Here is a 12,466-nt window from a genome sequence, read left to right as displayed (position 1 = left end):
CTGTGAGGGGTCAGTATCACCCGGACAAGGGGTCAGCATCACCGGAATATGCACATATCAGGCGGGCTTTATATATGCCTTCACTCTCATCTGTAACTCATTCTGTAACTTACAATAAATTCTACAACAGATTAAATGATAAAAAGAAAAATGGACTTATTTCAGGAACCGCTGTTCAACGAAAACTATTGGGATTAATATATACTCTTTGGAAGAAGGATGAAGAATACATTGAAGATTACCAGAACTGCAAAGTTGCATGATTTGAATTTCGGATAATGTTGAAGCCTGAGTCTTTTTTCAGCTATACAAAAGTAGTGAGAGTAGAAACTCCCACTACACAAGATAGACTTCGGCTAACGAATTACCTAAAGCCTTCTTTCAGTTTTAACAAATTTATTAATTTTTTATTAGGTTTTTTACACAGTATCTCTGTGGTTTTGTTTTTAAGTTCAATTTTACTTGCTGAAAGTCCCCTTTGTTGGATTTAGGGGTTTGTTTGCACGATGATTACGCAGTATTTTCTTTTTGAAACATTGTAACTCTTATCAATGTAATCAGGGAGGTTGTCTCAAATAAGATCTTGCGACACGGATATTTTTAAGTATCTTAAAATATTCTCGAATAGCGATACCTAAAAAAGAGGCTGTTTCGTAGTTGTGAAACAGCCTCAAAACACTTTCAATAACGAACTATGCAGTTTGTTGATTTTCTCTTGCTGGAGCACATTCCCCACCAATACATCTTCCAAAACAGTCATTGTCACTTCCGCATTGACCACTATAACCACCCTTAATAGACTGTTGTTCTTTCTTTACTTAGAATTTTAGCACCTGTCAATTTTTGTAAATCTTTCATTCTATAAAAATTTAATAATGTGTGTATCTTGAACATTTAAAACCGCTAAGGTTTCAGCTTGCAAATTATTTTTTACTCAATACCATATTGACAAATACCATCAATGCATTGCATTGGACTAGGACATTTGCCATCTACAGGACATTGCATTTTTCCACCTTTAACCGATTGTTGTTCCTTTTTGCTAAGAATTTTAGCACCTGCTAATTTTTGTAAATCTTTCATAATATTAAAATTTAATAATGTGCGTATCTTGAACATTTTAAAACCGTCAAGACTTCAGTTATAATTACTTCCTCATAATATGTAGAGGTGTAAATATTAAAATGAGATACTTTTATGTAGTTTTATTGAATTAGGCAAAGTGTTTCGAAGTTGAGGCAATCTTACGTACAGTGAATTAAAACACTTCACGCTCACATGTGCCACCAATACATTTATAGCCATCAGGACAGGGGTTATTTGTATCGCAACCTAATTTTCCACCTTTAATAGATTGTTGTTCCTTTTTACTTAAAATTTTAGCACCTGTCAACTTTTGTAAATCTTTCATTCTATAAAAATTAAATAAATGTGTGTATACCTTGAACATTTTAAAACCGTCAAGACTTCAGTTTATCTTTGTTTAGTTTTTTGGGTTTGAGATTGCATGATTAAACGGAGGAGATTATCCAAAACCTTTGAATTCTCCTCCTTTGAGTATTTTAGTCAATAACATATCGTTCGCAAGTGCCACTTATGCAAGTCCATCCGGCAGGACAAGTTCCATCTGCATAACATTGCATTTTACCGCCTTTAACCGTCTGCTGTTCTTTTTTACTTAAAATTTTAGCACCGCTTAATTTTTGTAAATCTTTCATAATATTAAAATTTAATAATGTGTATACCTTGAACATTTTACAACCGTCAAGATTTCGGTTTTATTCAAAATTTTCAATTTAAGAAGAGTGAGTTTTAATCAGGCTGCAGGAATAAGCCTGCAAACACCAAAAGGATCACATCCGTATCCATCAGGGCAGCTTATATCATCAATACATTTAGAGCGTCCACCTTTAACAGTTTGTTGTTCTTTTTTGCTAAGAGTTTTAGCCCCCGGTAATTCTTTTAATCTTTTCATAATCTCAATAATATTATGTTTTTAACTTACTATTGATTGCTTACAAATCCCCAGAGACACAAATTCCTCCATCGCAGAAGAAACCTTCCCAGCAATCTTTGCTTGTTTTACATTCTTTGATGTATCCACCTTTAACCGATTGTTGTTCTTTTTTGCTAAGAATTTTAGCGCCGTTTAATTTTTGTAAATCTTTCATGGTATAAAAAAATAAAATGTGTGTATATCTTGAACATTTTAAAACCGTCAAGACTTCAGTTTTATAATTATTTTTAGTCTGTTATGAGTTCTGTTTGCGTCGAAACTTCGAACTCGTTAAGATCTTCAAGAAAATATTGCAATTCTTCAAAATCATACTCTTTTGGATAGGATTTGCCATTAAGAAGAATTTCAGGTGTAAAGGGAATATTGTTGTTTGTACACCAATTCTTCTCTTCCATTAAAATTTGAGAATAGTATTCATTTTCTGATTCTCCCCATTTATTTAGCCAAATGGCAGAATCTCTGCTGGAATAGGCTTCATTCATTGCTGTTAGACATATCTCTTCCCCTTTTAAATGGTAGATCTCAACTAGTTTTGCTGCAATTTTATTATCAATGGCTTTGGTATTTTGAGATACATTGAAACGAACAATGATTTTTACTTCTGTTTCTTGATCTAATACGATGTGAATTAATTTGTGAGCATTTTTGCAAAAGCCACATAAGGGGTTTGTGATGATAACGATTTCCAATTCAGAATTTTTAGCGCCAAATACTATTTCATTGCAGTTTGTAATTGTGGTGTTTATTGCTTGCGATCTGGAAAGCAGATTGTTGAATATTTCGAAGTTTCTTTTGAATTTATTGAATTGTACTTTTAATTTAAAATATTCTGGTTTTAGCCTTATTTTGGGAGCAATGAATAGCCAAAGAGCTGTGGTAAGGTATGCCGCAAATGCAAAGAGGAAGTAAGAATTTGGTTCTGATAGTACCTCTGAGATTGAATTGATATTTGCAATTGCCAAAGCTGATTGTATCCATAAAACCAGAACGACACCAAGGCAAAGGAGACACCATTTTTTTACAATTTGGAACTGATAATAGATGGAATAGATTGTAAATGGCAACGCAGTAAGGCTTATTATGAATAGTGGAGTGAAATTGTTCTTACTCATCACAACAAGTAAGGAGGACAATGCTGATGTTAGAAAATATATAATACCAAGATCACTTAATTTAAAGAAGCCAAAAAGATTGGATCCTTTCGATTGCATAACATCATCGCAACTTACTCTATCACTAACACCAGTACAAATTTTATTTAAAACCTGAGAAGAAGTTCCCATTTCGTGCTGAAGAATAAAGATACATATCATTAGTCCAATCATGGAAAAAACAAAATGAAATGATTCATATGGGTTTTGGTTCAAGAATAAAAAATAAATAATTAGTAAGACAGGACTAGTTATAAGTAATCCTTTTGAGAAAATAGGAGTGATATCTGTTTTTATATTTTCATCTGTTTCGATAACTAAGACAATTCCTGTCCATAAATTAATAAAACGATCTATAGATACAAGTTCCGATTTTTGTCCCTCACGGGTAATCTGAAAAGCATCAGCTTTCTTGTTAATTAATGCAAGATTATCGCTTCCGTTGTTTTCAATATGAGCTATGAAGTAATCGGGCAAAAGAGCTATGTTTTCTTCTGTTTTTGGAATTTCTATTGCAAGATTTGGGATGTTGAAATGATCCAAAACTCCGGTCAAAGAATGTAAGCTTGGATACGAAGGATGACCAAATAACTGAAGCTTTAATTCTTCATTATTAACTTTTATGCTATTTCTTGTGAGTAGTTCTTTTAATAGGAAAAATAAGCTTTCGTCCATTTGAATAAAAAATAACGGTTTAATTTATCAGTTTGCCTTTTATATATTTAAACTATTGGGGAGTTATGTGTTTATTTTAAATTGTTTCATTTTTTTATCATTTTTCGGTAGTTGTAGATTTTATTAGTCCACGTTTATTAAAAGAATCTGCAATTTCCTTTCTGCATTATTAGAAGTGATATCTTTAAAAAACATAATGTTATATTTTTGTTTATAAATAAAATTTACTACTGGTCTTCTAATTTATTAAAATATTTTTCAAATAAATAATTATGGGATGTTTAAATAGCATTAAATTATTTATTTAATGTAAGAAAATGACTGATTGATATGTGTAATCAGTCGTCTTGTAGTTGTTTTGTTGTTGGTAGATTGTTTTTATTTCATGGGGTAATGGATGTTTGGTTTGTATATTATGTAAGTATTGTAGCGTGTTTGATTTATTATGTAGTTTTCGTTTCAGTCAGGAGTCCGTTGAAATTTGATGGTGTATTTAAGTCTTATTTAGGCTGAAGATAATCCATAGGAAAGGTCTTCTTTGGAGATCAAAGAGATACTAATGGTGAATTTTAAGAATTGGAAACGTAAAGTGATACCTTACAGAAAAAGGGGATTGTGGGGATGCGAAAAGCCTGACCCGACAGGGAGATGGAATGCGGGAAAGGATAAGGAGGGATACGTCCCACTAATTTAATTGCATAAACTCCAGGCCTCTGGTTTAGCCGAAAACCATTGTTTTACCTTTTTCCAGTTGCCTTGAAAAAAATCAGAGTTGCGGTAAGTATTTAAATCATCTTCCGAACGCCAATGACTTACCGTGAAGAATACCGATGGATTTGATACATCCTGTAAAATTTCAAGATGAGAACAGCCCGGGAAGGCAATAATATCCTTTCTTTCAGCTGATGTTAGATTTTGAAAATCTTGAATGTGCTGAGGTAGAATTTCCAGCTTTACAAATCTAATGATCATAGAGTTTGATTCTAATATCGGAGTTAATATCCAGTTGCAGTAGTTCAGCTAAATTGCCTTTGTTTATTGCAATTTCGAGTAATCCTGATGAGTTGAAGAGTGCCAGAAAATCACCTTCGGAAGTTTCGTGATAGTTCTGATTGATTTTGGAAATCCGGTAATGATTGCTTTGCACCAAAATTTCGAATTCTCTTTCCTGACGCACCGATTCAAACAATTCTTTTGAAATATTTGTGGTTACATTTCCATAGGAATCAATGTAAATGACTTGTCCGGTAATTGTTCCTTTCTGAATTAACGCGCGGATGGGAACCAATCGGAACAGTTCTTTTTGGGTAGATCCCAGTCCTGATAGATTGTTGTATTTAATAATGTGAGAAGCAACTTTGGCGAATACATTCAGTTCCGGAAAAGTGCGAAAATGATCTTCCTTTTCAATATTTTCAATGCGTACAATTTCTTCAGGATCGCCTTTCATTATCAGACTGAAAATACCATTATCGGCACCAATAAAATAATGATCCTGATACTTTACAACTACGTGCGGATGTTCCGGTGTCTCTTCTGATTTAACCCCAATAATATGAATACTTCCTTTTGGAAAATGGACAAAAGCATTTTTTATAATAAAAGATGTCTGAGATATATTGTAGTTGTCAACATTGTGACTTAAATCTACCAATTGTGCTCCCGGACAGATAGATAGAAGGCGCCCTTTAAGTGCCCCCAGGTAGTAATCGCGGTGCTGCCAATCGGTAGTTAAACTTATTATTGCCATAAATGGATCTAATTTTAAAGAGAAAGAAGAATTATTTTAAACGAAAATATATTCAGATTTCTCTTTGGTACTGCTAAACAAATCAGAATTAATAATTAATTTGTAGGCTCAAAAGTAATGAATATTGAACGGAATATATGATTGAAAAGAGCATATCTTTAGGGGTAATTGATCCACTTGAATTTTATGGAATTAATAATTCGAAATTGGTAGTCTTAAAGGAGATGTTTCCAAAATTGAATATTGTTGGGAGAGGGAATGAAATATTTGCAAGTGGTGAAGAAAAAACGCTTGATTTATTTGAGCTGAAAGTGAATCTTTTGATTCAGCATTACAATCAATACAATACCCTTACGCTAGCCAATATAAAACGGATTGTGCTGGAAAATACGCCAGAAATTTTGGATCCCGATGATCCTAAAAGCGTGATTCTGTTTGGAAATAATGGAAAAATTATTCGCGCCCGTACAGCCAATCAAAGAAAGTTAGTAGAGAAGTCGGCGAAGAACGATATGATTTTTGCTGTTGGTCCGGCCGGATCAGGTAAAACCTACACTGCAATTGCCTTGGCGGTTAAAGCTTTGCGTAATTCAGAAGTAAAAAAAATCATTTTAAGTCGGCCTGCAGTTGAGGCAGGAGAGAATCTGGGTTTTCTTCCCGGAGATTTAAAAGAGAAAATTGATCCTTATTTGCAACCATTATACGATGCTTTGCTGGATATGATTCCGCCACGTAAGCTGGCAGATTATTTGGAGGCTGAAATTATTCAAATAGCACCTTTGGCCTACATGCGGGGAAGAACCCTGAACGAAGCATTTGTAATTTTAGATGAGGCGCAAAACACCACCACCAAGCAGTTAAAAATGTTCTTAACCCGTATGGGAACCACTGGTAAATTCATGATTACGGGTGATATCACACAAATTGATTTGCCCAGAAAGCAACAATCGGGATTGATACAAGCTTTTCGAATTTTGAAGGACATAAAAGGAATTGCGATGGTAGAGTTCGATAAATCGGATATTATACGACACCGATTGGTGAAAGAAATTGTTTCTGCCTACGAAATAGAAGATGAAAGGCTAGAAAAAAAGAGAGAAAGTAAAGATCAGTAAAACAGTTAATGGTAAACAGTTTTGTAAAAAGATGGTCGAGATGGATATAAATTCTTATTACTGCTTTTCTACTTTTTTACTTTTATCTATCTTCGCATTAAATTAAAGACTGATTTTTAAACTCATGTTATTTAGGTAACCGAATGTAGGGAATATCAGTTGATGCCTAGTCGCTTGCGGCTAATGGCTTATCGTTTAAACCATTTTTATAAATTATTAGAATTTTTGGAGCAATGAAAGAAGCAATTGTTAAAACAGATTTTAATTTCCCGAATCAAAAGAATCTTTACGTAGGTAAGGTAAGAGACGTTTATAATATTAACGACGAGTATCTTGCTATGGTTGTTTCTGATCGTATTTCAGCTTTTGATGTTGTATTACCGGAAGGAATTCCTTTTAAAGGTCAGGTATTGAATCAGATTGCGGCTCGCTTTTTAGATGCAACAGCTGATATCGTTCCAAACTGGAAAATCGCAACCCCGGATCCAATGGTGACAGTGGGTCATATGGCTGAACCTTTTATGGTGGAGATGGTAATTAGAGGTTACTTAACCGGTCATGCCTGGAGAGAGTACAAAGCTGGTAAGCGTATGCTTTGTGGTATGCCAATGCCTGAGGGAATGAAGGAAAATCAGAAATTCGAGAAACCGATCATTACGCCAACTACCAAGGCAATGGAAGGTCACGATGAAGATATTTCCAAAGAAGAAATTTTAAAACAAGGCATCGTATCTAAAGAAGATTACGAAATGCTTGAAAAATATACTCAGGCTTTATTTGCCCGAGGAACTGAGATTGCTGCCGAAAAAGGCCTGATTTTGGTTGATACTAAATATGAGTTCGGTAAAAAAGAGGATGTTATCTATCTGATTGATGAAATTCATACTCCTGATTCGTCTCGTTATTTTTATTCTGAAGGATATGCTGAGCGTTTGGCTAAGAATGAGCAGCAAAAGCAGTTATCGAAAGAGTTTGTTCGCGAATGGTTAATGGAGAATGGTTTTCAAGGTAAAGACGGACAGAAAGTTCCTGAAATGACCGACGAAAAAGTAAATCAGATTTCGGAGCGTTACATCGAATTGTACGAAAAAATTATTGGCGAAAAATTTGTAAAAGCAGATGCCAAAAGTGTTAATGCTAGAATAGAAAAAAACATATTAGCTTGTTTAGAATCTTTGTAAGATAATTACCCATAAATCCCCTAAAGGGGACTAAAAGGCAAGAAAAAATAAAACCGAAATCTGTAAGGATTTCGGTTTTTATATTTAGAAGATTTGTCTAATAATATCTTACATTACGCTATTGTGATAGTTTGAAAAACAGTAGACTTATCAAGTCTCATGTCTCAATTCTGTAAAATCATCCTCCAACGCGTTTTACCTGATAACCTTCTGCTTTTAAAAGATCCATGATTTTATCGCGATGATCGCCTTGAATCAAGATTTCTCCATCTTTAGCAGAACCGCCACCACCACATTTGCTTTTTAAGATCTTGCCCAATTCTTTTAAATCATCAGAACTGCCTTTAAAGCCCTCGATTAAAGTAACTACTTTTCCTTTTCGTTGCTTCTTGTCTAATAAAACTCTTAGCTTTTGTTGTTTATTAGGTAGCGTATCCTCAACTACATCTTCATCGTATTCGAATTTGAAATCAGGATTTGTAGAGTAGACTATATTTTTTTTGCTTTTTGCCATTTTAATAAAGGATGTTAGTAATTAGTAGACTAGTAACTGGTTTAAAATTGCCATTTGTACATGAATTGCCAGTTATTTATTACTATCAGTACAAAGATATTTAAAATTTAGCTTTGTAAGTAAACCGATCATAGAAATAGATGATGGAGCCAATAAAAGGGATAAACACAACAAGTAATATCCAGATTAACCGGTTTATTCCCAGTAAATCTCGTCGAAGGATATCGACAATCGCGATTACCGGAAGTAATATTGCTACAAGTTGGGTTAGTAGCCAAATGTCAAATATGATTGATAGTATCATAGTGATTTTTTTATTCGTGATTTGATGTCCGCAGACTTAAATTTAAATTAACGACTGGCGCAATTTACACATTTCTTACTTTCAGGCATAATCATGATTCTTCCAATGGGAATCTGAATTCCACATTTAATGCATTTCCCAAAATCATCTGAATCAATATTCTTCAGAGCATCTTTCAAGGCCGATAGTTGAACTTCCTTTTTACGTAAAGCAGCCTCATTTACACTTTTGTTATTGATGGCATCCATTCTACTAACTCTTCCAATAGCGCAATCTGGTGAAATAGGTTGGGTTAAATCCTTTAGCATTACGATATCTTTTTCTAGCTGTGCTATTTTTTCTTTTATCTGATTTTCAATATTGATTTTTTCGTTTGGTATCATCTATCGTTTATTAGTATTGGGATGATCAAAGATAACAGAAAATCTTACGTTTACTTATTTTCAGTTTCGACTAGAGGAAACGCCAAATGTAGGTTGGGATATTGTCGGGTTTTCTCTACGAAGGAATTTTGAATTCACCAGCCTTATTAAATTTAAACAACCTGTCGGCGTGCTTGCACCCGACAGCGTTTACTTATTCTCTGTTACTACAATAAGTAAACGCCGACAGGTCTTCGACGCTGTCCGGTTTAAAACACAAACTGAAGATTAAACGAATCCTAGTCATAGCCTGACATTTACAGCTTGCCTATAGCCAGAGCATGACCTTCAATATTTTGAGAGTCTCACTCTTTTTTGAGGCTCTCAATCGCTGTCATTACGAAGGAGCCCAAGCGATTGAAGTAATCTCAAACAACAAAGCTTGGATTTGAAAAACCTGTCGGCGTGCTTGCACCCGACAGCGTTTACTTATTCTCTGTTACTACAATAAGTAAACGCCGACAGGTCTTCGACGCTGTCCGGTTTAAAACACAAACTGAAGATTAAACGAATCCTAGTCATACCCTGACATTTACAGCTCGCCAATAGTCAGAGCATGATGGAATTAGAAATTGAGGGTCTCCCTTTTTTTGTTCCCGAATTCGGGATCAATAAAATCTTCATTTTTCCTACCCCTAATGGACTTCGTCGAATTCCGCTTTGCTCCATTTCCCTGAAGGGGACCTTAATAAATGCTACCAATAAGCCCCTTTAGGGGTTTGGGGTATTTTCTTCATGACAATTAGGAATATGTAAACGACCTCTTCTCCCAAAAAAGGAGGAAAAAGCAATACAATCACGCACTGCATCTGTTCCGCTCGTAAATTGACCATCTCCGTTCGGCATGGATGGTTTACCGTTCGCATCGGGACTCTTTCCGTTCGCAAGTTTAGTGTCTCCGTGCGCGGGGTGAGATGCTCCGTTCGGTGCGGACCCCTTTCCGTTCGGTAACGGAACAACTCAAGTTGCGAACGGAGCAGGTGAAACAACGCACGGATGAGGCCAGGCAGCGAACTGAAGGGGGAGGGCTGTAAACGGAATCAATCAAACAGCGAACGGAACAGGTAAAGAAACAATCGGCACAAAGAATTTGAGATCAGAGCACAAAAAAAAGAGAAGTGATGAGCTTCTCTTTTCTTGATTGTACTATCAGGTTTTATTCCTGAGCTTGTTCAGCCAGCTTTTTTCTGTAAGCACTGCTCTTATCTCTGCTGTATTTGCTCGAATAAGATTTTGCGTGATCGGGATCTTTACGAAATACAAAACGACCGTACTTACGAATTTCATCCACCACTTGCTTTGTTAATGTAAAAGCCTGATCGCGAATCACCTTAATTTCATCATCCACATACATATGACCGTTAACGGCTCCAAGCAGACCACTCATTCTGTCAGCGTCTTCAGCGGCCTTATCAATTAAGGTTATATCATAATAAATAGCCTCAAGCGGCGCTAAATTTGCTTTTCCTAATACCGAAAGGTTTGCCATATCCTGAATAGCATCAGCATGAGAGTCACCTTGTTTAATTACCGCCAATTTTTTTAATAAAGCCTCGTTGTTACGGTAAGCAAAATCCATATTCTCAATTAAATCGGTACGGAATTCAAGAAAAGCAGGCCATTCAGCCTTCCAGGCTTCCTTGTTTTCTTCGCGTATGGTGTTTAGCTCTGCCCAGTTACTTTCAGCAGTTCGCAAAGCACCCGTGTAAGGCAATAATTTTGCCAGCAGTTCGGCAGTCATGCCTACAGCAGTTAGTTGTGGCAAATCGGCACTTGCACGTGTATGCAGTTTTTCACATTCATGCAAATAAATCCCCACCGGCATATCGCATTGTTTAATCTGTTCTTTAGGAACAGCTTTTATCTCTGGTAAGAGATCTAATAAGTCTTTTTGATCTGACATACGTCTAGATTTTAAAGTGTTTATAAATCCTACATCACAAATCACTCTTCACGTTTATCTTTATTAATTTTCTACATCCTAATCAATGTAAAATGATCATTTATTAGCCATCAACTAATAAATAAGTGTTGAAGTTATGTAAAAAATTAAGATTCTTTGTATAATCAATAATATTTATTCATTTTCAGATTTACTGCATCGGGCTTTGCCTCAGTATCCGAAAATATGTTCATCTAAGTGTCCCGGGTATTTTTCTTTTTTAAGGGAATATATTGGAAATGTCTATCCAACATGATATTAGATGAAAATTTACAATACGGGTGGATTCTTAAATTAACGAATCGAAAAGGAAATTTATTAGTAATGATATGAACATCTAACAAGTGAGCACATCACCTATTTATATTGAATCTAAAGTGTTTTACCAAGCTAATTTATATGTGTTTGGCTAGGCTGGAATCTTACTTCTTTATACTTTTGAATTGTAAATATGTGCTGTAGTATCAGCATGGAATCGATTGCGAATCAGATTGTTTGAGTTGTGGTATTGCAGTTGTTTAGCATTTTATTCATTCATTTATTTAAGAAAAGTAATGAACAAGATAGTTGAAAAAGAGAATTTTTCAGAAAAAGTAGTGAAAATTGTGGTTGAGGCACCTTTAATTGCTAAGGCCCGAAAACCAGGTAATTTTGTAATTGTACGGGTAGGTGAAAAAGGGGAACGTATCCCTTTAACCATTGCCGGCGCTGATATTGCAAAGGGAACAATTACCATTATCGTTCAGAAAATGGGCGTGTCGTCTACTAAGTTGTGTAATCTTGAAGTTGGTGAATATGTAACCGATTTGGTTGGCCCGCTGGGTAAACCAACCGAAATACATAAGGTTGGTACTGTGCTTTGCTGCGGCGGCGGTGTTGGTGTTGCACCACTGCTTCCAATTGTTGAAGGATATAAAAAAGCGGGTAATCGTGTCATTACTGTTATTGCAGCAAGATCAAAAGATCTTTTGATTCTGGAAGACGAAATGCGCAAACATTCCGATGAGCTTATCGTGATGACTGACGACGGATCGCATGGAAGAAAAGGTTTGGTTACTGAAGGTATGGAAGAGGTGATTAAGCGTGAAAAAGTGGATGAGTGCATCACCATTGGTCCTGCCATTATGATGAAATTCTGTTCCTTGCTGACCAAGAAATATGAAATTCCTACCATGGCGAGTTTGAATAGTATTATGGTTGACGGAACCGGTATGTGCGGAGCATGCAGGGTTACCGTTGATGGTAAAACCAAGTTCACTTGCGTGGATGGGCCTGAGTTTGATGCGCATAAAATTGATTTTGACGAAATGATGTCGAGATTAGGCGGTTACAAGGAAGAAGAAAATGACAAAATGGATCATTTTCAAAATTAATCAACTAAAGACAAAACAGGAC

16 protein-coding genes are annotated in these 12,466 nt (G+C 35.5%); 4 read left to right on the top strand and 12 right to left on the bottom strand.

Going from position 1 to position 12,466, the window contains the following annotated elements:
- Window positions 1-263 (top strand): hypothetical protein (locus QUH73_RS18545; RefSeq protein ID WP_289531932.1); only part of this gene is annotated, 263 nt, incomplete at its 5' end.
- Window positions 264-930: 667 nt separating this feature from the next.
- Here QUH73_RS18545 and QUH73_RS18540 read toward each other — a convergent pair.
- From QUH73_RS18540 to QUH73_RS18505, 8 genes are all read right to left on the bottom strand, one after another.
- Window positions 931-1,083: a hypothetical protein gene (locus tag QUH73_RS18540; RefSeq protein ID WP_289531931.1), complete on the bottom strand. Its 153-nt coding sequence runs from the start codon at window positions 1,081-1,083 to the stop codon at window positions 931-933.
- A 175-nt stretch (window positions 1,084-1,258) separates the two neighbouring features.
- Window positions 1,259-1,411, bottom strand: coding sequence for a hypothetical protein (locus QUH73_RS18535; RefSeq protein WP_289531930.1), 153 nt, complete (start codon window positions 1,409-1,411; stop codon window positions 1,259-1,261).
- Window positions 1,412-1,562: 151 nt separating this feature from the next.
- Window positions 1,563-1,718, bottom strand: a complete 156-nt coding sequence (locus QUH73_RS18530) for a hypothetical protein (protein ID WP_289531929.1) — start codon at window positions 1,716-1,718, stop codon at window positions 1,563-1,565.
- 98 nt (window positions 1,719-1,816) lie between these two features.
- The gene (locus QUH73_RS18525; protein ID WP_289531928.1) at window positions 1,817-1,975 is read right to left on the bottom strand and encodes a hypothetical protein; all 159 of its coding nucleotides are present in this window, start codon (window positions 1,973-1,975) and stop codon (window positions 1,817-1,819) included.
- Window positions 1,976-2,015: 40 nt separating this feature from the next.
- Window positions 2,016-2,171: a hypothetical protein gene (locus QUH73_RS18520; protein WP_289531927.1), complete on the bottom strand. Its 156-nt coding sequence runs from the start codon at window positions 2,169-2,171 to the stop codon at window positions 2,016-2,018.
- A gap of 73 nt (window positions 2,172-2,244) precedes the next feature.
- Window positions 2,245-3,843 (bottom strand): vitamin K epoxide reductase family protein, encoded by a 1,599-nt coding sequence (locus QUH73_RS18515; RefSeq protein ID WP_289531926.1) that lies wholly within the window; start codon window positions 3,841-3,843, stop codon window positions 2,245-2,247.
- Between the two features lie 690 nt (window positions 3,844-4,533).
- The gene (locus tag QUH73_RS18510) at window positions 4,534-4,815 is read right to left on the bottom strand and encodes a putative quinol monooxygenase (RefSeq protein WP_289531925.1); all 282 of its coding nucleotides are present in this window, start codon (window positions 4,813-4,815) and stop codon (window positions 4,534-4,536) included.
- Entirely contained in the window at window positions 4,805-5,593 is a 789-nt protein-coding gene (locus QUH73_RS18505) for an SAM hydrolase/SAM-dependent halogenase family protein (protein ID WP_289531924.1), read from the bottom strand. Before QUH73_RS18505 ends, QUH73_RS18510 begins: the two co-directional genes overlap by 11 nt.
- 137 nt (window positions 5,594-5,730) lie before the next feature.
- On the opposite strand from QUH73_RS18505, the gene QUH73_RS18500 reads away from it, so the two are divergent.
- On the top strand, window positions 5,731-6,708 hold the full coding sequence (locus tag QUH73_RS18500) for a PhoH family protein (protein WP_289531923.1): 978 nt from the start codon (window positions 5,731-5,733) through the stop codon (window positions 6,706-6,708).
- Between the two features lie 233 nt (window positions 6,709-6,941).
- Window positions 6,942-7,889: a phosphoribosylaminoimidazolesuccinocarboxamide synthase gene (locus QUH73_RS18495; protein ID WP_289531922.1), complete on the top strand. Its 948-nt coding sequence runs from the start codon at window positions 6,942-6,944 to the stop codon at window positions 7,887-7,889.
- Window positions 7,890-8,067: 178 nt separating this feature from the next.
- Here the strand turns inward: QUH73_RS18495 and QUH73_RS18490 are convergent, their stop codons facing one another.
- The 4 genes from QUH73_RS18490 to QUH73_RS18475 form a co-directional block, all read right to left on the bottom strand.
- Window positions 8,068-8,403: a translation initiation factor gene (locus QUH73_RS18490; RefSeq protein ID WP_289531921.1), complete on the bottom strand. Its 336-nt coding sequence runs from the start codon at window positions 8,401-8,403 to the stop codon at window positions 8,068-8,070.
- A 100-nt stretch (window positions 8,404-8,503) separates the two neighbouring features.
- On the bottom strand, window positions 8,504-8,707 hold the full coding sequence (locus QUH73_RS18485; protein WP_289531920.1) for a PLDc N-terminal domain-containing protein: 204 nt from the start codon (window positions 8,705-8,707) through the stop codon (window positions 8,504-8,506).
- A 47-nt stretch (window positions 8,708-8,754) separates the two neighbouring features.
- Complete coding sequence (locus QUH73_RS18480) at window positions 8,755-9,090, bottom strand: TraR/DksA family transcriptional regulator (RefSeq protein WP_289531919.1); 336 nt, start codon at window positions 9,088-9,090, stop codon at window positions 8,755-8,757.
- A 1,195-nt stretch (window positions 9,091-10,285) separates the two neighbouring features.
- Complete coding sequence (locus tag QUH73_RS18475; RefSeq protein ID WP_124994236.1) at window positions 10,286-11,032, bottom strand: hypothetical protein; 747 nt, start codon at window positions 11,030-11,032, stop codon at window positions 10,286-10,288.
- Window positions 11,033-11,625: 593 nt separating this feature from the next.
- Here QUH73_RS18475 and QUH73_RS18470 point away from each other — a divergent pair.
- Window positions 11,626-12,444, top strand: a complete 819-nt coding sequence (locus tag QUH73_RS18470) for a sulfide/dihydroorotate dehydrogenase-like FAD/NAD-binding protein (protein ID WP_289531918.1) — start codon at window positions 11,626-11,628, stop codon at window positions 12,442-12,444.
- The last annotated feature ends 22 nt before the right edge of the window (window positions 12,445-12,466 follow it).

The sequence above is a fragment of the Labilibaculum sp. K2S genome, assembly GCF_030372765.1.
Taxonomy (GTDB): domain Bacteria; phylum Bacteroidota; class Bacteroidia; order Bacteroidales; family Marinifilaceae; genus Labilibaculum.
The sequence above is the reverse complement of the archived record's forward strand: the minus strand, read 5'-3'. Positions and strand labels throughout refer to the sequence as shown.